At 40.7% G+C, this 20,739-nt stretch carries 14 protein-coding genes, 2 pseudogenes and 1 other annotated feature; of the genes and pseudogenes, 8 read left to right on the top strand and 8 right to left on the bottom strand.

The annotated features are described in order from the left end of the window. Positions 1 to 39: 39 nt before the first annotated feature. From L650_RS0121800 to L650_RS0121815, 3 genes are all read right to left on the bottom strand, one after another. Positions 40 to 1,259, bottom strand: a protein-coding gene (locus L650_RS0121800) for an IS3 family transposase (protein WP_223230517.1) whose coding sequence is annotated in 2 segments (ribosomal slippage) — positions 40 to 971 and positions 971 to 1,259 — 1,221 coding nt in all. Because the reading frame shifts where the segments join, the coding sequence is not laid out codon by codon here. Continuing rightward, positions 865 to 981: a sequence feature (AL1L pseudoknot), on the bottom strand. (Overlaps the previous gene by 117 nt.) After that, on the bottom strand, positions 1,222 to 1,740 hold the full coding sequence (locus L650_RS0121810) for a hypothetical protein (protein ID WP_029774388.1): 519 nt from the start codon (positions 1,738 to 1,740) through the stop codon (positions 1,222 to 1,224). Before L650_RS0121810 ends, L650_RS0121800 begins: the two co-directional genes overlap by 38 nt. Then, positions 1,727 to 3,214, bottom strand: a complete 1,488-nt coding sequence (locus L650_RS0121815; protein ID WP_029774389.1) for a site-specific integrase — start codon at positions 3,212 to 3,214, stop codon at positions 1,727 to 1,729. Before L650_RS0121815 ends, L650_RS0121810 begins: the two co-directional genes overlap by 14 nt. Before the next feature lie 87 nt (positions 3,215 to 3,301). On the opposite strand from L650_RS0121815, the pseudogene L650_RS0121820 reads away from it, so the two are divergent. From L650_RS0121820 to L650_RS0121830, 3 genes and pseudogenes are all read left to right on the top strand, one after another. Then, a pseudogene (locus L650_RS0121820) lies at positions 3,302 to 3,550 on the top strand (PhoH family protein); the annotation flags it as partial. 66 nt (positions 3,551 to 3,616) lie between these two features. Then, positions 3,617 to 7,386, top strand: a pseudogene (locus L650_RS0121825) (ATP-binding protein). After that, the gene (locus L650_RS0121830; protein ID WP_029774391.1) at positions 7,370 to 8,275 is read left to right on the top strand and encodes a diguanylate cyclase; all 906 of its coding nucleotides are present in this window, start codon (positions 7,370 to 7,372) and stop codon (positions 8,273 to 8,275) included. The pseudogene L650_RS0121825 and the gene L650_RS0121830 overlap by 17 nt, the downstream one beginning before the upstream one ends. Positions 8,276 to 8,363: 88 nt before the next feature. On the opposite strand, the gene L650_RS0121835 is transcribed toward L650_RS0121830, so the two are convergent. Continuing rightward, the gene (locus tag L650_RS0121835; protein ID WP_004585870.1) at positions 8,364 to 8,744 is read right to left on the bottom strand and encodes a DUF3192 domain-containing protein; all 381 of its coding nucleotides are present in this window, start codon (positions 8,742 to 8,744) and stop codon (positions 8,364 to 8,366) included. Between the two features lie 295 nt (positions 8,745 to 9,039). After that, positions 9,040 to 9,984 (bottom strand): D-2-hydroxyacid dehydrogenase, encoded by a 945-nt coding sequence (locus L650_RS0121840; RefSeq protein ID WP_024031528.1) that lies wholly within the window; start codon positions 9,982 to 9,984, stop codon positions 9,040 to 9,042. A gap of 430 nt (positions 9,985 to 10,414) precedes the next feature. Here L650_RS0121840 and L650_RS0121845 point away from each other — a divergent pair, with 430 nt between their 5' ends. Both L650_RS0121845 and L650_RS0121850 read left to right on the top strand, forming a co-directional pair. Next, positions 10,415 to 11,554, top strand: a complete 1,140-nt coding sequence (locus L650_RS0121845; protein WP_029774392.1) for a 1-acyl-sn-glycerol-3-phosphate acyltransferase — start codon at positions 10,415 to 10,417, stop codon at positions 11,552 to 11,554. 108 nt (positions 11,555 to 11,662) lie between these two features. Beyond that, the gene (locus L650_RS0121850; protein ID WP_029774393.1) at positions 11,663 to 11,908 is read left to right on the top strand and encodes a DUF1289 domain-containing protein; all 246 of its coding nucleotides are present in this window, start codon (positions 11,663 to 11,665) and stop codon (positions 11,906 to 11,908) included. A gap of 15 nt (positions 11,909 to 11,923) precedes the next feature. On the opposite strand, the gene L650_RS0121855 is transcribed toward L650_RS0121850, so the two are convergent. Beyond that, positions 11,924 to 12,622, bottom strand: coding sequence for a substrate-binding periplasmic protein (locus L650_RS0121855; RefSeq protein WP_029774394.1), 699 nt, complete (start codon positions 12,620 to 12,622; stop codon positions 11,924 to 11,926). A gap of 156 nt (positions 12,623 to 12,778) precedes the next feature. On the opposite strand from L650_RS0121855, the gene L650_RS0121860 reads away from it, so the two are divergent. Genes L650_RS0121860 through L650_RS0121870 form a run of 3 tightly spaced genes read left to right on the top strand, consistent with a single transcriptional unit; the run spans position 12,779 to position 17,913 of the window. After that, complete coding sequence (locus tag L650_RS0121860; protein ID WP_004586826.1) at positions 12,779 to 12,982, top strand: DUF3283 family protein; 204 nt, start codon at positions 12,779 to 12,781, stop codon at positions 12,980 to 12,982. 3 nt (positions 12,983 to 12,985) lie between these two features. Continuing rightward, positions 12,986 to 13,387, top strand: coding sequence for a GNAT family N-acetyltransferase (locus L650_RS0121865; protein WP_029774395.1), 402 nt, complete (start codon positions 12,986 to 12,988; stop codon positions 13,385 to 13,387). 20 nt (positions 13,388 to 13,407) lie between these two features. Then, positions 13,408 to 17,913, top strand: a complete 4,506-nt coding sequence (locus L650_RS0121870) for an EAL domain-containing protein (protein WP_029774396.1) — start codon at positions 13,408 to 13,410, stop codon at positions 17,911 to 17,913. A gap of 8 nt (positions 17,914 to 17,921) precedes the next feature. Here L650_RS0121870 and L650_RS0121875 read toward each other — a convergent pair whose 3' ends face one another. Beyond that, the gene (locus L650_RS0121875; protein WP_029774397.1) at positions 17,922 to 18,869 is read right to left on the bottom strand and encodes an ion transporter; all 948 of its coding nucleotides are present in this window, start codon (positions 18,867 to 18,869) and stop codon (positions 17,922 to 17,924) included. Continuing rightward, on the bottom strand, positions 18,866 to 20,739 hold a 1,874-nt coding region (locus L650_RS0121880), incomplete at its 5' end, for a bifunctional acetate--CoA ligase family protein/GNAT family N-acetyltransferase (protein ID WP_029774398.1). The genes L650_RS0121880 and L650_RS0121875, both read right to left, overlap by 4 nt.

Here is a 20,739-nt window from a genome sequence, read left to right on the forward strand (position 1 = left end):
TGAATCGCCCCGAGTTCATCGGAGACCAGTTTGTTTAAGTCAGGCCACTTTACCTGACTCGTTTAAATTATCATAGTAGTCTGTTTCATATTGAGCTGGTGAAATATACCCAATTGAAGATAATAAGCGTTGATTATTAAACCAATTGACCCACTCTAACGTTGCGTATTCAACAGCATCAACATTCTTCCACGGGCCATTTCTGCGAATAATCTCTGTTTTAAATAATCCATTTATTGTTTCAGCCAATGCATTGTCATAAGAGTCACCCACACTGCCTACAGACGCTTGAATTCCAGCTTCAGCAAGTCGCTCAGTGTATCGTATAGACAAATATTGGCTGCCTCTGTCGCTGTGGTGAATTAACCCTTCGGGGTTGCCACGATGCCAAATAGCTTGCTCTAACGCATCAAGAATAAGCTCTGTGTGCATTGTCGTTGATACACGCCAACCTACAATGTATCGTGAAAAAACATCTATCACGAAAGCGACATAAACAAACCCACTCCATGTGGCAACATAGGTGATGTCAGCTACCCAAAGTTGATTTGGCTGCTCAGCAGTAAATTGACGATTAACTAAATCAAGTGGCTTATCTTGTTGCTCGTCAGGTATCGTTGTCTTATGTGCTTTACCCCGACGAACACCTTGAATTCCCATAACTCGCATCAATCGTTCGACTGTACAGCGGGCGACTTGATGGTCGTCAAGCTGTAGCTGCTTCCATATTTTTCTTGCACCATAAACTGACATATTATCCTCCCACACTTCGCGAATGAGTATTATCAGCTCAGCATCACGCTTTTTGCGGTTAGACAGTCGCTCAGGCTCTCTTTGTATCTGTTTATGAGAATAATACGTTGATGGTGCAATCGGCAATTCCTTGCAAATTGACTCGACACCGTAATGCTCTCTGCAAGCATCAATAAAATCCACTATTACTTCTGTTTGCGGTCGAGCTCCGCTTGGGCGAAAAAAGCGGCAGCTTGCCTCAGGATATCATTCGTTCGCTTGAGCTCTTTATTCTCGCGCTCTAAGACGGCAAGGCGTTCTTCAGTTGATTGCGTATTAGAAGAGGGTTTAGACGGTTGAGCTTGAGATTTCTTGACCCATGCTCTAAGTGTTTCTGGGGTACATCCCAGTTTATCTGAAATCGATACTAGCGCAGCCCAAAGAGAAGGGTATTCATGCTGTTGTGTGGTAACAAGCCTAATTGCACGTTCACGAAATTCTGATGTATAGCGATTTGATTTTTTCATAGTTCCAGTTTCTCAAGTTATTGAGTCTCTGGCAAACACGGGGCGATTCAGTCAATCTAAAAGGTGCGCTAATTTTGTTATTGTTAAGATGAAACTTAACGATGTTCTCTAAGGCTTCTTCGACCCTCGTAGCATAAGCTGGCAGTTTTACATTAATAAGCTCGTTGACACAAAAGTATTCTATTTCTTGCCAAATCTCAAAATCTAATAAAGCGTCGAAACCTTCAGATGTAATTGCAGAGGCTGTATTCGTATTTACTCTCTCTAGTGCTAAAGGTAATAAGTGTAGCAAAGTTATACAAGAGTTGCGCAAACGACTCATTGAAATAGCAGCATGATCACCTTTACTAATATTATTTTCCTTGTCGTATGCTCTATTAAATAAAACGTCTAACTGTTTGGCTATAGTTGAAGAGTAAGGTACAAAACGAGCGGGAATACGGTTTGACCTACGCTTTTTGTCTAATTTAAGCTCTGGCATTTGTACTCTCACTCATTAATAATTTATCAACATCCCCATATATATCTTGTACCCACTCTGACATTGCACCATATGCATCTACACCGACACTTTTGGCAAAATCGATGTATCTTTTTGTAGTTTTGAAACTCTCATGACTCATTAAGGTCATTAGTATTTGCCGAATTGAACTTTCTGACTCATTTTTTTCAATTAAATATTTTGCAATGTAAGTTGCGAAAGTAGCACGTAAATCATGAAATGTACGCGTTAGTACTTCTAATCCACGCTTCTTTTGTTCTTTTCTAATAATAGAAATGGTATTTCCGGGAGTTTCTTCACTAATTCGTTCTCCTGAGCTATTCATAAACAAAGGAAGTGGTTGTTCATCATTGTTCATACGATAACTCGTTTCATGTTTAGTACGCTGCCTCATATTTTCAGATGATAAAGTGTGAAGGTATAAAAGTTTCATTAAGGATCGTGCAATAGTAAGTCTTACTGGCTTATGGCCTTTGCGAACTATGGTTAGTTTAGGAATGTGATTTTTGTGTTCTTCTTTGTCTGGATCAAAAATATCCTTCTGATCAATTGCAGAAATTTCGAAAGAACGAAGTCCACCCAGTAGTGCACACTGTAAATATATCTTGTAAGAACGCTTTTGAGCAGTAGTAGTCTGTAATAGTTGTGTGAGTTCTTTTGAAGAATATGGTTGCAGTACTTTGTCAGGTGAGTCTTCTTTTTGTTTTATTGTGTTAGGTATACTTAAGTTACTGACCCATTTCCATAACCCTCCAGAACGTGTTGAGCTGGTAGGTAATTGAAACAGCGCGCTCTGGCCATTTTTGGCTTTAGACGTTATGCGGACTTGCTTGTATTCCAAGGAGAAGGGAAGGCTGTCTATAGAACCGCGCTTATGACTCCAAATGTAAAATGTTTTAACAGCCCTTATTCTCTCTTGTGCAGTATTGAAACTTAGGCGTTTAGCTTTGTCCTTAGTTGTTACTCTATCGCACAAATGTTTGTGATAGCGCCAAACAGGTAACCGTGAAATATCATCGTCTACTGACTGCCTAGAAAGTGGTGCGGCAATAACCTCAAAATAAGATGCACCATCTTTAATGAGCCAGTCCAGAAACGCTTTTAAATGCTTAGCTATACCACGAACAGTTTTTACGTCTAACCGCTTACCTGGTTGACTAGCGTAATAAGCGTCGCTAAAAGCTTCACTTCCCCTTTGATTTTTCTTAAGACTGAAGTGGCCTTCAAAACGGTGGCTCAAGAACAAGTTCATTTCTTGGCATTCGGTAATACGATCAGGATGATATAGCAGAGGGAAGCTTAGTTCTTTTTTGTTATGGCGATATGAATGAGCTCTGATGCCATCTACAATCTGAATAGGTTCTCCTGCTTTATCCAGATGAAAATACATTCCTTTTCCAAAATTGACAGGTTTATTAATAATTTTAGATTTTGTTGTAGTTGATGCAATCATGCTTATTCACCTCTGGGTAAATCTTATTTGTAAAAACTTTTTTATTCAAGGTTCTTTTAGGTATGATAGTATGGTATCAGTTCGGGGGTGATTTTGGATGAGAGCCAAAACTTAACGGCATCTCAGCTTAAAACTATTATTACCCGTTGTGGCGAGGGAACAAAACTAATTTGTAGCGGTAATTTAGCGCAAATAGATAGTAACTACTTAACCCCCGTTACCTCCGGCCTTACTTATATTGTTGAGCGTTTTAAAGACTTTGAAGGCAGTGCAACAGTTAATTTAAACGGGGTAGTGCGCAGCCGTTTAGCCTCCTTTGCAGAAGAAAATTTATAACTTGCGCAGAACAATTTGGCTCGATAGTCTAGTGGCTGACTATCGGGCCAAAACTTAGGCAAAACGTTGAAATTTTTACCTCTAAAAGACTATTACCGCTCTTTATTTGTAGTATTATTTGTTCCCTTATTTGTGGCATTTTTACTGTGTTTGCACTTGTATAATATAAAAGTTGAGCGCGCCATAGAAAAACGTCAAGCCGATTTTGAGCAAGTGTCGGCTCAAGTTAGCCATATAATGAGCTCGGTAAATGACTTTTTTGACAATGCCTTTATATCGTATCAGCAGCCTAGTGTTGAGCAGTTCAATCGCAACTTATTAGAAGGTATTAATCAATACGACAATTACTACTACCGCCACTTTAGCGAGCGCCAAGGCGAAATAGTCGGTAAAGGGCAGTTTGCTTTTTCTAACCGTGCGTTGATCCAATGGCAGCAAGCTACAACCCTAAGCCCAACGTTTAATACCGCGTTATCGCTTATGCAATCGTTGTCGGCTGTTGCCTATGTTGATGATTCGGGGTTTGCCTATGTGGTAAGGCGTAATAAAAGCCAAAGCACTATGCTTAATAAAATTTTAAATGGTAATTTTAAGCCCACATTTATACCTGGCCAGCTTACCTCAAGCGCCATTGTTAAAATACGCGATAGCGCTTATTTTGCTATTGGCCGTAAAAAACAACCTAATTCGTCAGACTACATCATTTTAATATACGATTTAGAGGCCATGTCTAGCTGGCTTAAAAAGGTGGCACCAAGCGAAGGCGAATATGTGTTTATGAACCAGTCGCATCAAGTAATAGCCAGCTCTGTTAAGCAGTTAAATGAAGCAACAGCCCTAAAAGATTATTGGCCTGAATTAGCCCATAACAATGAAAAAATAAACTTAGTTAATAACAAAAATGCGCAGTTTTTTATGCAAGCAATGGGGAACCTGCCCATTCATGCCGCCTTTTATGAGCCGCAAATAAAAGTGATCACGCCAATTAGGTATGAGGTTCTTTTAGAGTTTGCGTTTTTAACGTTATTTTTAAGCTTAATGTTTGCGGTATTTTTTTGGTTAAGCCAACGTATTTTTGTTAGGCCAATGACTCATTTAATGCAATATTTTGAACAAAATGATGCCCCTAAAGCCGCGCTTTCTAATTACCCCATCCCTTTAAATTGGCAACCTTGGTTTTCTCGCGTTAAATATGTATTTGATAAAAATGCACAGTTAGTTGAGTCGCTCCAAGAGGCTAATAAAGAACTTGATGAGCAGTTACAGCTGCAATCTCAAAAGCTAAAACGTAGCTACGAAGCAAAAGAGCGACACCTAGCGCTATTAAATACCATGCTAAATAGTGTGCCTGATCTTATTTACTTTAAAAATATTGATGGCTCTTTTTTAGGCTGTAATAAAGCATTTGAAGCCTATGTAGGCAAAGAGCAAGCCATCCTAGTCGGTAAGCGTATTGAAGATTTAGACAGCGACGATTTACAGTTAAGCCTACTAGAAAAGCAAGTTTTACAAACCAAAAGTAGCATTGAGCAACGCATAGATAGCACCGACAAATCGTATCAATTAACGATTGCCCCATTTTATAACGAGCACCAGCACTTATTAGGCACTATGGGAATTGGGCGAGACATTACTGAGCAGCAGCAAACTCTATCGGCGTTAAAAGCGTCAGAATCTAAATTTAGAAGTGCAATAGAGTTTGCAGCAAACAGTGTGGTGTTACTTTCGCTTGAGCACACCATATTGCAAGTTAACAAAGCGGCTCGTAAGTTATTTTCACAGCAAGATATTTTAACTGGTGAGCCACTAAAAATGCTGTTTGATGAGGCGCAGTGGCAAGAAATAAAAAATGCGCTTTGTCACTTATTAGATGATAAAAAACGGGTTTATCATTTAACGCTCTCACAAGGAAAACTAACAAGTTGGCTGCAGCTGAGTGTGTCGCTGGTGTGGGATGAAAACCGTGATCCCTCTTATTATGTTATTCATATTCAAGATGTAAGTGCGCTGACTAAAGCTAAGCATGACGCAGAACGCGCAACAATAGCTAAAAGCCGCTTTATTGCTAATCTAAGCCATGAGATCCGCACCCCTCTTAACGCTGTGTTAGGGCTGTTAGATATGATAGTAGAGCAAGGCTTAAAAAATAAGCAGCTGCAACAAACTAAGCAGGCTAAAAACGCAGCTCAAAGCTTATTGCTGATGCTAAACAGAATGCTCGATTTTGCCCGAGTAGAAAGTTCGCAAGCGCAAATAAAACCGGTGCCTTTTTGCTTGGTTGAACTGATTGATATTTGCGAGAGCTTAACAGCGCCATTGTGCCAAAACAAAGGGTTAAGCTTTAATATTGAAATAGATCCACTCATTAACCCCGCGCTGGTGGGGGATTCAATACGTTTGCAACAAATATTAGGTAACTTACTCACCAATGCCGTTAAGTTTACTAATAAAGGCAGTATTACTTTAAAAATGGTGCTTGAAGAAAATGACGTTTTAGATCAGCAACGTATTTGTTTTCACGTAATAGACAGTGGTGTAGGTATTGCTAAAGCTGACCAACGACGACTGTTTGATGCTTTTACTCAAGGCGATGAATCTTCTACGCGTATTCACCAAGGGGTCGGGCTTGGACTTGCTATAGTTAAACATGGTGTAGCCTTAATGGGCGGCGAAATTGCAATTAATAGTGACAAAGGCCGTGGATGTGAGTTTTTCTTTACTCTAGCGCTTGCGGTAGATACGGCTAAAAATAGTGTATTTATACCTAATACATTAGCCATTGTGAGCGATGACACTGTACAGCTAAACGAAGTGGTTAATGCCTACTCACAAGTGGCGGNNNNTACCCAATAAAGCTTGCTGATGCACAGCAACTGATTATTGATGAAACCACATTGAACGATTTATTAAAGGTTGAATCTATACACGAAACGCTCAGTGGCAACTCATACCCTGTGGTTGTGGTGAATCACGAACACACTTTAGCATTGCCTTGTACTACGCAAATTAACGCACAACATGTTAAAGCTACGGCGTTAGCTCAGCGCTTGATTAGCTTAAATGCTAATGCGGGGGCGGAGCCACCTAAAGCCGCTGAAAATAATGAAGAAGTAAAAAAAGATATATCGGGTCTACTTATTATGGCGGTTGATGATAACCCGCTTAATTTAGACATTATTAGCAGTGTGCTAAAACAGGCCCATATAAATGTAATAACGGTTACCAATGCGCCAGATGCAATAGAGCTGCTACAAATATTAAAACCAGATTTAATTCTGATGGACGTGCAAATGCCGCATATTGATGGTTGCCAAGCAACGCAATTGATTCGCCAACAGTTTGACGCGCGCCAGCTGCCTATTTTTGCTTTAACAGCACATTGTGAACCTGCAGATGTTGAGCGCTCACTTAGTAGCGGCATGAATAAGCATTTGACTAAACCTGTGGTTGCAGCTGTGCTGTTAGATGCAATTAGAGACGTAGACTTTATCAAACCTAAGTTTTATGACCAAAGCTTTGCGCTCACCCAGTTTAATTTTGATGAAAATTTACTGGCAACCATGGTCGGAAAGTTTGCGAAGCTGTGTGAAACGCAGTTAGAACAAATTGAAGAAAACACCCAGCGAGATGAAGTGGTACGCTTAGTGCATAGCATTAAAGGCGTGGCGGGTAACTTAGGTTTTATTAGGCTTTCATTGTGTGCAAAACAATGTGAAACGCACCTTAAAACAACTAACGAGCCGCTTCAGCACACTTTAAAAGAGCTAATCATTCAACTAAAGCAAGTGATTATATTTATTGAAACCTTAGGGGGACGGGATGCCAAAAAGAGCTAAAATACTAATTGTGGATGATGATCCTCTTAACCGGCTGGTGCTTGAAAAAACACTGGGCTCGGAGCATGACGTATTTTTAGTCGAAAGTGGAGAAAAAGCGCTCACCTTTATTAAATCTAATCAGGTCGATTTAATTATTTTAGATGTGGTGATGCCAGGCATTGATGGTTATGAAGTGCTTGTACAGCTTAAAGAAAACCCTATTACTCAGTCTATTCCTATTGTGTTTATATCTGCTAATAATAGCCACACCGATGAAGCAAAAGGCCTTGAGTTAGGTGCAATGGATTACATCACTAAACCCTTTAATGCGTCTATAGTCAAAGTGCGGGTACGCAACCAATTACTGATCAAGCAAAAAAATGATTTGCTAGAAATGCTTGCCTCAATAGACGGTTTAACGGAAATACCCAACAGGCGTTATTTAGATGAAAACCTCTCTCGTGAATGGCGTAGAAGTAAACGTAATGGCTCGTGTTTGTCTGTTTTATTAGTAGATATAGATCACTTTAAGCGTTACAACGATTGCTATGGCCACCGAGCGGGGGATGAGTGTTTAAAGCAGGTTGCCCAGGCGTTAGCAGCGCAATGTGAGCGTAGTACTGACTTTATTGCCCGCTACGGGGGGGAAGAATTTGCAGCGGTATTACCCGATGTTAATAAACAACAGGCATTAGCATTTGCCCAAAAGTTAAGAAAAGCAGTAAACAGCCTCAATATAGAGCACAAAGCTTCGTTAAATGCAGATCACATAACAATCAGTATTGGCATTGCCAGTATGGAAAACGGCAATGCAAGTGCCGAACAAGCCTTACTCGAACAAGCTGACCTAGGGCTATATGCCGCAAAAGATGCAGGGCGAGATCAGGTGGTTGCGCTTAACTTATAATGTGGCTGTGTTTATATTAAAGCGTTATTTAAATCGGCCCCACACGTTAATGTTATTACCAAGTGGGGCTGCTTTACGCTACTAGCGATTATTTTGTGATCATGCCCAGCGCGCTTTCACCAATACCTACCAATTTATCATTTTTAAATACCAATGGCGTGCATTCATCTTTTGTTGTTTTGCCATCAGAGTGAATGCTGTTAGTCACGTAAAACAGTACCTGATACACATCGTCGTCTTTTTTCAATAGCTCGGTAAAGTTTGGCGTTTTTAATTGCGCTAAAACAGATTGGTAGCTGCTATCCATTGTTAAATCTGCAATCGCTTCGCGGTTTTTTTTATGCTGATGTTGCCAGCTTGATGAGTCGTTACCTGCCCAGTGCGTTTCTGCTTCGCCATCTGATACGGCAATAACACAGCCTGTTAAAAACGGAGCAATAAGTGCAGCAGCTAAAAGTGATTTTTTCATTGTTATAGTCCTTGATGAGTTTTAATTTAATTATTTACTTATCAGGAGCAAGTAATAGGCCAATATAACAAAGTTATAAAATTCATAGGGTTAGATTGTGATGGCTGTTTTTAAGTGATTAATTATAAAAATCATTAGCAAAAACAGCCACTTTTTAGGTTTTTTAACGATTAAGCTAGCCTGCGTTTATTTAGCATAGCGAAAACACGTTACAGCTATTTACTAAATAGAATGAGCGACTTTGAGGCAGGTAAAACCTAGCCTCAATGCGGCTCATTATTATTGCAAATTGTTATTATACCAAGCGGTTACGAGACTCGCCGTTAGTAAAGGCTGCAATATTTAGGCTTACCTCATTAATTAAGCGTACGATTGACTCTGTGCTGGCCCATGCAATGTGAGGTGTAAGAAGCAAGTTTTCGCCTGTGTAATTAGCCAGCGGGTTAGAAGGCTCTGCCGGCTCTTTAGTAAGTACATCAACACCCGCACCGGCAATTAAATTTTGCTCTAGGGCTGTGGCTAAGTCGGCTTCATTTATAATGCCACCACGGGCGGTATTGATAATAATACTGCTGGGTTTCATCATTTTTAGCTCATCTAACGAAATTAAATCGCGTGTTTCATCAGTAAGCGGGCAGTGCACGCTAATTATATCAGCGGTTTCTAATACTTCTTCAAAAGGTGTACGGCCTTCTCTACAAGAGGCGCCTTTACGCTCTGCAACCACTACATTGGCTCCAAAAGCTTGCGCTACTGTCGCCACACCTTTACCTAGCGTTCCGCCGCCTATAATGGCAAATGTTTTACCTTGTAAATCATTAAAGCTGTAATCTAATCTGCAAAACATCTCGCTTTTTTGCCAAGCGCCTTGCTGGCAGTCGCGCTGGTAGCGGTGTGTATTACCTAATAAATTAGTCACTAACGAAAACGTGTGCTGTACAACCGAAGGGGTTGAGTAGCCTGCTACGTTGGTAACGGCAATACCAAATTCTTCAGCGGCGTTTAAATCAACATTATTAGTGCCTGTTGCACTTACGCAAATAAGCTTAAGCGTTTTAAGTTGGCTTATCGTATCACGATTTAGCACAACCTTGTTGGTAATAAGGACGTCAGCGCCTTGGCTGTGAGCAACAACTTGCTCTGGTGACGTAAGTTCGTAAGTAGTTAGCTCACCTAGTTCTTCAATGCAAGTTAACGAGGTTTTAGCTAAAGTAGCGTTATCGAGAATGGTGATTTTCATTGTGTGTCCTATCTAAATGCGTACCGTAAAATGGCAAGAGCGTTTAAGGTACTACGAATACACACCTTTGTTAATGCTATTACTACCAAATGCTTAGTACAAAAAGTCAGGTTGCTGATAAAAGTTTAAATTGGCTGGTCTGCCCACTCAAATATAAATAACATGATATTTTAGCGGGCTATATCGCTGGGGCCTGTTTATTTTTTGAGGTTGAACTCATTTTCCTCTGAAAGGTCAACAAGCCTTATTAACGTTGATAAAACTAAAAAACAATGCACCAACCCCTTTTTGTGTGGTCATAGACTGGAATGGCTCGCAAATAAGCATAACCAAATGGCTATTTCTTATTTAAGAGTGGCTGAGTTATAATCAAAATTATATATAAACGGTACGTTTTGCGTGCCGTTTTTTTAACATTGTAGATGCAGTAATGAGTGAATTAGAAGATAAGTACGCAGACATAAGACCTTACAACGATGATGAAGTTGCGGCCTCGCTAGCGCGTTTAATTAACGATAATGCGTTTATAGATGTAATAGCAAAGTACAACTTACCGCGCTTTATATCCGCTATGCCTTTTATTGCTCGCACACTGGTGAGAAGCCAGTTACGAAAAAAATGGGGCAAATTTACGAGCGTTGAAGATGTGCAAAACGAAGTTGCAAAGTATTTAGATAAACTTATAAAACGCACTACCTCAAAAGTTACCTTTTCGGGTTTAGACAAATTAGACCCGCAGCAGGCGTATTTATTTATATCAAACCACCGCGACATAGTGCTGGACCCTGCACTTGTTAATTGGGGTTTGTATCAACATAAAATGAAGACGGTGCGTATAGCAATTGGTGATAACTTATTGCAAATACCGTATATAACCGAGCTGATGCGTTTAAATAAAAGCTTTATCGTTAAGCGCTCAGCCAAAGCACCTAAAGAGATGCTTAAGGCGCTTACTCAGTTGTCATCGTATATTTATGACTCGTTAACAGCAGGAAATTCTATTTGGATTGCGCAAAAAGAAGGACGTGCTAAAGACGGCTTTGATCAAACAGATCCGGCACTTTTGAAAATGCTGCAACTTAATGGTCGCAAACAAAAGAAAGAATTTGGCGAGTACATTAAAGAGTTAAAAATTGTTCCTGTGTCTATTTCTTATCAGTATGAGCCTTGTGCAATTTCTAAAGCAAAAGAGCTTTATCATAAACAGCAGCACGGTGAATACGTAAAATCAGCAGGCGAAGACATAGCAAGTATTGTTGAAGGATTTAGCTCTGCTAAAGGGCATGTGCATTTAGCATTTGGACAACCGGTTGAAAGCGGTTGCGATGATGCTGATGAGCTGGCGCAAACAATTGATAAGCACATTGTTGAGTCTTTTTACTTACACCCAGGAAATTACATTGCCGGTGGGTGCAAGCAAGCAGTTATTGATGAGCCCGATACCGCCACTTTTGAGCAGCGTTTAGCCTTAGTGCCAGAAGAGCTAAAGCCACTTGTTTTAGCTATGTATGCAAAGCCATTTCAACGCAAAACTGAAATCACAAACAAAGTATGTGAGCAAAGCCATTAGGCATCTGCGTTGGCAAATAGCGTAATAAAGCAGCGTAAACGCTGCTTTTTTTTTGTGCATAAATAACGCTATACTCATACAAAGTAATTAATCTACTTAGGGGGCGCAATGCAACAAATTGAAATATTTGATATTCCAAGCCCCTGTAAAAGTATTTGCCAAGTAAACAACCGAGGTTATTGCAAAGGCTGCTACCGAAGCCGGGATGAGCGCTTTAATTGGAATGCGTTAAGCAATGCGCAAAAAAAGAAAGTACTTAGCTTGTGCCAACAACGTTACAAACGGTATTTACAAAAGCGCCAAGCTGCGCAATCACAAACCACTTTAGATAAACAACAAGGCTTTGAATTTTAAACCTTGTTGTACATGCTAGAGTTTTAAATTGTATTTTGCGCGCAATGCGCGGCTAGTGCCGTTATCGTGTAGTTTATTTAAAGCATTCAATAATTTACTTACCAAAGCCGCGTGCTTTTTATGTACATAGTGATAGAGCGAAAACGTACTTAGCAGCTGGGTTTGCATACAGCTCTCTGGCAGGGAAAAGTTATCGGCTTTAAGCACAAAGTCGAGCATAATTGCCCCATCAACTTTATGCTGGGCTAGTAGGTTAAGTTGGGTCGTAATATTTTTTACTTCAATAATATTGCCGTTAAACTTATGCTCATTTAAGTAATGGTGCTGAACTGGATAGCCTGATAAAACCGCAATACTATCGAGCTTATCGAGTGTATTGGGTTGGCAGTTTTTAAACAGTAAAAGCTTATAGTCAAACAGTGGGTAGTTAATTCTGATCAGGTTTTTATTGTCCGCCTCTATACTTATATCGCGGCCAAGTTGGCCATCTAACACCCCATTATTGGCTGCTAATAAGGCATTTTGGCGATTAAAATCAATTATGTGTACTTCATAATTAAGTTCTTTATAGGCTAATGTGAGTAAAGCGAGCGCATAGCTTGCTTGAGCTGAGTCGGCCGGGCGGTTAAATATAACGCTATTGTGATTGGCGAGTGTAATTTTACTAAAAAATAAAACGACTAATAAAAACAAAGCATTGAGCTGTATCTGCAAGGTTACTTCCGTTTAAAATGAGGACAGGGCAAATGATCGCAGCGAATAATACCAAAATAGTCTGGTTTTTGCCCATGTTTGTTGCTTTTTAAACAGTAAATGGGTTCAAATATACGTATAATAAATGCGGATAACTAACCGTACTTAGGAGTGGTTGTGAGTTTTAATTTATGTGCTTTACCCCGAGAGCAAAAATACCAGATTCAATTAGATTACGAAGCCTCATTTTGGGCTTATCAAATTAAACGTAATAAAAAGACACGTGAGCAAGTATATAACACGATTCATAGCCGCCCAGTGGCAGAGCAAACGTTTTTAAAGCAACAGTTTGAGCAGTATTTGGCGTTAATGCTAAGCTAATATATGTACACAGTACAAAAGTTAGACACACTTAAGATTCCATTAGTTAATAAGTTTTATGCACTGTATAGCGTAAGAGGACGTGCTAATAAGCAAGATCAGGTTTGGGTTGTTTACAGTGAAATGCAGATAGTTGCGGCGTGTCGAATACAAAATAAACACGACTTTTTATTTTTATCGACCGTATTTGTTGCCCCGCAGCACCGTGCAAAAGGGCTGTCAAAGCAACTTGTATGCGCCGCTATAAAACAGCAAAGCATGCCGCTTTACACCTTTGCTTATAAAAATATTACAGCTTTATATACGAGTCTTGGTTTTAACCAAGTATTAACATATACTCCTGGTTTAAAAGCACTTTTTGATATTTATACACATCGAAATATAGTCGCTCTCGAATACTTATAACAAAAACAACGGATCAAGCCATGAGTAAAGGCGTTCATTGGATCATTAGTTGCTGTATAGCTTTAATCGCTATATTTAGTTGCCAAGTTGGCGCACAGGTTAAACGTTTATCCCCCAGTGAAGGCCTGTCGCAAAGCTATGTGAACACTATGCTGCTTGATGATAACGGTTACCTATGGCTCTCTACCGAAGGGGGGTTAAACCGTTATGATGGTTACCAAGTTGTTTCAATTAATGGCCCTAATGGCGAGCTTGAAGAAGCCATAATTGATTGTATTTACCAAGACCCCGCAGGCAATATTTGGATAGCCTCGTTACTTGCCGGCTTATTTAAATACGACCCAAGTACCGACACCTACCAGCAATTTATTTCTCAACCTACCAGCGAAAAACAAATTTTAAGCCAGTCGGTATTTAGTATGGCAGCGGTTGATGACAAAACCTTATGGATTGGGCGTGGTCGCGACTTTGCTAAATTAGATATTGAAACAGGTAAAATAACCAGCCTATTTGAGCTGCCTAAAGAATACGAAAACACCTTAGTAAGAGAGCTTTTTCATTACAATGGGTATATTTTTATAGGCACAAGCCATGGGGCGTTTGTATTTGATATCGCCTCTGAGCAAATTAGGCCGCTGCAGCATTTAAAAAGCAAAGCCGAGCATATTTATCAAAACAACGTTAAGTCGTTTTCGGTTATTGAAAATAATCAGTTGTTAGTAGGCACCGTTAAAGGCTTGTATCAAGTTGATATTAGCGACTTGCCAGGCATGTTTGAACGCCCCGACATAGCATTTAAAAACCAAGCCGTTATTGCCGATTTAAATGTATGGCGCATCATCAACGAAGGCGAAAAGCTAGATCTGGCGACTAATAAAGGGCTCTTTAAATTTGATTTAAATAGCAAAGAGTTGGTAAAAAACACACGTATTACACAAAGTAAATACAGCCTATCTGATACCAGTATGATAGACATGGTAAAAGATAAATCGGGGGGGGATTGGCTCGCTACTAAAACCGATGGTGCATTTTATCTGTCTAATAATACCTATCACTTTAGCAATATAGATGGTAGTAAACTGGGTGGCGATGGCCTTTCTCATCCTTCGGTTTGGGGCATTACGGAGTATGGTAACAGCCTATGGCTGGCAACGCATAATGGCTTAACCGAAATTGATTTAGCCACTAACACCAGCCAAGTTTACTTAAAAAACCACAAAGTAGACTTACTGACTACCGAATTTAGCGTGTATGAAATTATTCCTTATAAGCAAAAGCTTTGGTTACATACAAACCGTGGGCTGTTTGAGTTTGACCCCATAACGCATCAAATTAACGAGCCAACAATAACAAACCCCAACAATAGAGCCTACATAGAAGGCTGGGTACACGGCGTAACCTTAATGCCTAACGGTGATTTGTACTATGTGCACTCAGATCACGGTATGTTTGTATATAATATTGATACTCAGCAGATCACCCGATTAGAAGGGGCCTTTAGCAACATAGAGCCGTTTTTGGCGCATGGTTTTTCGCCAGCGCTGGCAACCAAGCCTGATATGCCCCTGTTTTTTAATGCGGGTATTTTATATCAGGTAAACCCATCCACATTAGCATTAAACACCATTTATAAAGTGCCAAAACAGCACGATAACGTGGCTATTAATGTGCTTTCTTACGTGGTCGATAACAACAATATCTTATGGATTTCACTATCTAATTTTGGCCTGATAGGGCTTGATGCAGCCAGTTACAAATTGGTACACACGATTGACTTAGAAAAAAATAAGTTAGGTACCTTACTTTATGACATGGTGCTTGATGATAATGGCATGATTTGGATGAGTAGCCATAAAGGCATATGGCGACTAAACCCAGAAACACTTCACTTTCAGCAGTTTACTACATCTGAGGGGCTGCTTTCTGCTGAGTTTAACAGCAGTGCCATGGCGCATTTAAGCGATGGGCGCATTGCCTATGGCAGCTTAAAGGGCATTACATATTTTCATCCGATGGAAAATCAAAATTACCACTCTTTAATTGATCATGTAAATATAACGCGAGTTGATTTAATGTCGCGCGACTTATCTATCGATTTAAAACAGCCATTAAATGAAATAGTCCTTAACCATGATGATATCGGTTTAGAGGTAGCGTTTTCGGCGATGGCCTTTAGCTATCAAGAGCGAATAATTTATGAGTACCAGCTCGATAACGGCCAAAAAACCTACACCCGTAATAATAATCGGGTGTTATTCCCTAAATTAAATCCAGGTAATTACCAGCTCAAAGTATGGGCTAAAGATCCGTTAACCGGCGAGTACACGCCGCCTGCAGTGCTAAAAATTCGTGTTAAGTATCCCCTGTGGCGAGCGCCATATTTTATGGTGCTTTATGGCGTTTTGTTTATCGCATTTATTGCTTTTTGGGTAATGCGCCGCAACAAAATTCAGCGCATATTACTGGCCGCTAATAAAGAAAGTAAAGAAAGTGAAGCGCGATTAAAACTAGCCTTAGAGGGTAGCGAGTCGGGCATGTGGGATTGGCAGTCCACATCGAGTAGTATTTACCAGCCGCGCTTATGTAATGAACTGGGGTATGATCAAGAAAGCGTGAGCCTAGATGATTACCTAGCTAAAATTCACCCGCAAGATAAAGCGCTTTTCAGATTAGAATGGTTAGAATTTTTATCGACCGATAAAGGCTACTTTAATTGCACTTATCGGTTACGCCACGCTAAAGGCTATTGGCGTTGGTATAAAGACTTTGGCAAAGTGGTGGAATGGAGCGGACAACTTCCTAAAAAAGTAGCGGGTACTTACACCAATATGACCCGCGAAATGGTGTTTGAAGAGCATGCCCGTTTATTTACCGCTGCGTTTGAGCAAACCCGCGATTGGGTATTTATTCTTGATAAAAACTTTACGGTTCGGGCCTCTAACAAATCGTTGCAAACGGCCTTTGACTTTCCAAGTGAGCCACGCTCCAGCCGTGCCCTTAATTTAGGTATATCGCGAAGTAATCGCTTTGACTACTTACGGATAATGCAAAAGCTAAATGTGGGTGAGCATTTTTCCAGTGAAGACTTAGTCACCCTTGCCAGTGGTGAGCAGCGCCATGTGTTAGTAAAAATAAGTGCAGTGGCCGACACCGAACACCGTTTAAGCAGCTACGTTATTATTTTAACCGATATTCATGCGCAAAAATTGGCTGAAAATGAGCTCCATATTTTAGCCAACTATGACTCATTAACCGGTTTGCCTAACCGTATGCTGTTTAACGACAGGGTTGAGCATGCGATTGAGCAAGCGCAAAATCATCAATGTAAAGTAGCTATGCTGCACATAAACATTAAGCGGTTTAAATACTTTAACGACTCATTTGGACGTGAAGCGGCTGATGAGCTAATAAAGCAAGTGGCTAAGCGTATTAAGCGCTCCTTGCGTCCTTCTGCAAGTGTTGCGCGCTTTGGTGGCGATGAATTTGTGGTGCTGGTGGAAGATGTGCAGCAAATTGAAGAAGTATTACTTATTTGCTCTAAATTAATAGACTCTGTAAGCCAAAATATGGAATTTAATGGCCAAGTGGTAAACGTTAATTTAAGTATCGGGGTAGCAATAGCGCCTGATGACGCCGCAGATCATGCTGCGCTGTTAAAAGCTGCCAGTATAGCTTTGTACCATGCAAAAGAGTCGCTCGAAAGCAGTTATAAGTTTTACAAGCAGGAGATGAATCAGCATGTACAAAAAGCCCTGCATTTAGAGTCTTTGCTAACTAAAGCGTATCAAGAGCAAGAGTTTTGCAATTACTACCAGCCTATAGTGAATGCGCACACTCAAAAAACCGAAGGTTTTGAAGTGTTGTTACGCTGGCCAGAAAACACTTTAGTGCCCACGCAAGAGTTTTCTTTAGCGGCTGAGAGCATAGGGTTAATTACAAAAATTATGCTGCAAACCTTTGCCCGTGCGTTGCAAGCCCTTAAACAATGGCGTGAGATTTCGCCTCAGCTGTACTTGTCGATAAACCTCTCTGCACTTGATTTTGAATACGAAGAGCTTGTAACCGACATACATAAAGCGTTGAGCCACGCTAATGTGCCCTCAGAAGCCATAGTGTTTGAAATTACCGAGTCTATTTTAATGCGTGACTCTAAACATGCGCTGCACAGTATGGAAATGCTGAAAAAGCTTGGCTGTAAGCTCTACATGGATGACTTTGGAACAGGCTATGCCTCATTAACGTATTTAAAGCGTTTTCCTATCGATGTACTAAAAATAGATAGAAGCTTTGTGCAAGATATTGGTGTGGACTCGGATGATGAAGCCATTATTCAATCAACGCTTACCTTAGCTCATAGTTTAGGTAAAGAGTGTGTGGCTGAGGGCATTGAAAACAAACAACAGCTGCAGTTTTTAAAGCAGTTAGGGTGTAAGCATTTTCAGGGCTATTTATTTAGTAAGCCAGTACCTAAAGAAGCTGTTCCCGCACTGATCAAACAAGATTGGGGCAACATATTTAACCAGTAAAAATAAGCTTATTGGCGTTTACCACAGTGGCGGCAAAATAAATGACTGTTGCGTTGATTAAGCTGCGTTTTAATTGCCTTATTGGCCTCAAGCTTACTTAAACCTAGTTTGTAGCGCAGCTCCTCTAAGTGCAAACGCTGTGAGTCATCTAAACTGCCTTGGTGAATTTGCTCATGTACGGCATCTTCAAAAAATTGCCGGCGTTTACGTATTTGCTCCGAAAAACTTGAGGCAAGCAAGCCTGTAGGAATTGCCACCATTCCCATGCTCACCAAAGTGACTACGCCACCAAATAGTTTACCAAGTGGCGTTAGCGGTACAACATCACCATACCCAACCGTAGTGAGGGTCGCCATAGCCCACCACATAGCCGCAGGAATAGAGCCAAATTTATCTGGCTGAATATCGTGTTCCAATAAATAAATACCGCAGGAGGCAAGTATTAGCAGTACCGCCATAATAAAAAACGCGGCCAGTAACGAGCTCGCTTCGTCTTTAAATGCTTGTAATAACAACTGCATTGCACGTGAATAACGAGTAAGTTTAAATACTCTTAACAGCCTTAATACACGTAAAAAACGCAAATCCAGAGGAAACACAAACATTAACAAGCTGGGTAAAATGGCTATTAAATCGATGAGAGCCAAAGGTGATAAAAAATAATGCAGCCGGCGTTTTGCGTTTGAACCTTTTATAGCTGCGTATTTGCTCTTATCGACACAGGCCCAAAGCCTTGCAAGGTATTCAAGGCTAAAAATAGCCACCGAAATAACTTCTAAAAGTAAAAACTGCGGGTAATATACTTTGTTTATACTCGGTACTGATTCCAACACAATGGCAATAACGTTAAGCATAATTAAAGCAATCAGCGCGGTGTCGAGTATATGCCCCGCTTTTCGGTAATCGCCAGTCCCTTCAAATACCTGCGCTAACGTTTGTCTTGCTGTGCTGCTCATGTGTTTAGCTTTAACAGCATATTAATACTGCCTTCTTCAAAATCACGGCTAATTGTAAAACCTAACTTACGGGCAAGCTCAATCATGCCGGTGTTCTCAGGCAGTGTTATGCCTTCAATTACTTCTACGCCTTGGCGCTTACAATGATTTATTGCAGCGCTCATAAGCAGCCTGCCAAGACCTAAGCCTTGGTAGTCAGAGCGAACCACGGTTGCAAACTCAGCATGTAAATTATCAGGGTCCATAATAACGCGTGCTACACCTAGGGTGCGGCTTTTACCTTCAAAGCGCTGGCATACAATAAAGGCCATTTCTCGGTCGTAATCTATTTGCGTCATTTTAGCGAGCTGATCGTGGTTAAACTGGGGCAGCTCACCAAAAAAGCGTTTGTAACGATCTTCTTTATTGAGTGATTGATCAAACTCTTGGTGGGCTTTTTCATCCTCTGGACGAATAGGCCTTAATGTAGCTCGCGTATTATTTTTAAGGATTACTTCTTCTACAAGATCAATAGGGTAAGGGCGAATACACAAACGTTTACGATCGCTGCGTGCCTGATAGCGATTAACACTAATAGTGGCATCAAGCACTAAAAATTGCCCATTACTGGCTAAAATAGGATTAAGTTCCATGGCACTTATATCGGGCTGATCGACAACAAGTTGAGATATACGTGTGAGCAGGGCGCACAAGCGATATTTATCGACTTTTTCTGGCAAAATGCGATCTTTTAATACGCCTTTATCGTTTGCGGCTGCAATGAGGTATTTAGCTAAGTTCATATTAAGCGGCGGCAAAGCAACGGCTGCTTGGGCATACTCTAACCCATTACCCGCTTCACCAAGTAATATAACAGGGCCAAAATTAGGCTCAGTTTTAATGGCGATTCGCAGCTCATTAGCGCCGGCGCGCGGCGCCATTTTTTGCAATGAAAACCCTTCAATAACAGCATCTGGGTAGGTGTTTTTAATTCGTATCAGCATGGCAAAGGCGGTTTGCTCAACCTCGTTTGCATCGTTTAAATTAAGAACCACACCCCCTACTTCTGATTTTGAGGCAATACTTGGGCTAATCAACTTTAACGCTACCGGAAAGCCTAATTCAATTGCTTGCTCACGCGCCTCTGTGGGCGTGTAGGCTACTTCTGTTTGAATACACTCAACACCATAATGACTAAGAATTTGGCTTGCTTGATGAGTGGGTAAGTAGCTTTGTTCTTCTTCTAAAAATTCGTTAATGAGCGTAGTGGCCGCTGATTTATTTATTTTTGCATCATCGGTATTTGATTCGGGTGTTTGCGTTAAATGTTTTTGGTTACGACGATAGCTAACTAAATGCATAAATGCGCCAACCGCACCCTCAGGCGTACGATAGGTTGGAATAGTGTGGTTAGAGCAAACACGCCTCGCGGCATAAGCAGCATCTTCACCCATAAAGTTGGTCATTACATAAGGGCGTGCCATCTTTGGTATTTTTTGTAAGGTTTGCACTATCATATCGGCGTAGTCTTCACTTGGTGCCAGTGCCGAAGGGGTATGAATAATAAGTAAGTTTTTAACTTCTTCGGCGCGAAGTAAAATTTCTAATGCTTGCTTGTAACGCGCCGGAGCAGAGTCGCCAAAAATATCGACAGGGTTAGATGTAGTATCCGATTGCGGAATAACTTGATTGAGTGTGGATCGCGTTTGCTCGCTAAGCTGGGTAAGTTTACCCGAATTTAAAATAAGCTCATCGACCGCCATAACCCCCGGGCCGCCGCCGTTGGTTAAAATGGTTAACTGCTCAACTTTTAGTAATTTTGGGTGGATGGCAAGTGTTTGCGTGGCTGCAAAAAGTTCGCGCAGATCACTAACACGCAACATACCGGCTC

Origin of the sequence: Pseudoalteromonas sp. TB51, assembly GCF_000498055.1 — a bacterium.
Taxonomy (GTDB): domain Bacteria; phylum Pseudomonadota; class Gammaproteobacteria; order Enterobacterales; family Alteromonadaceae; genus Pseudoalteromonas; species Pseudoalteromonas atlantica.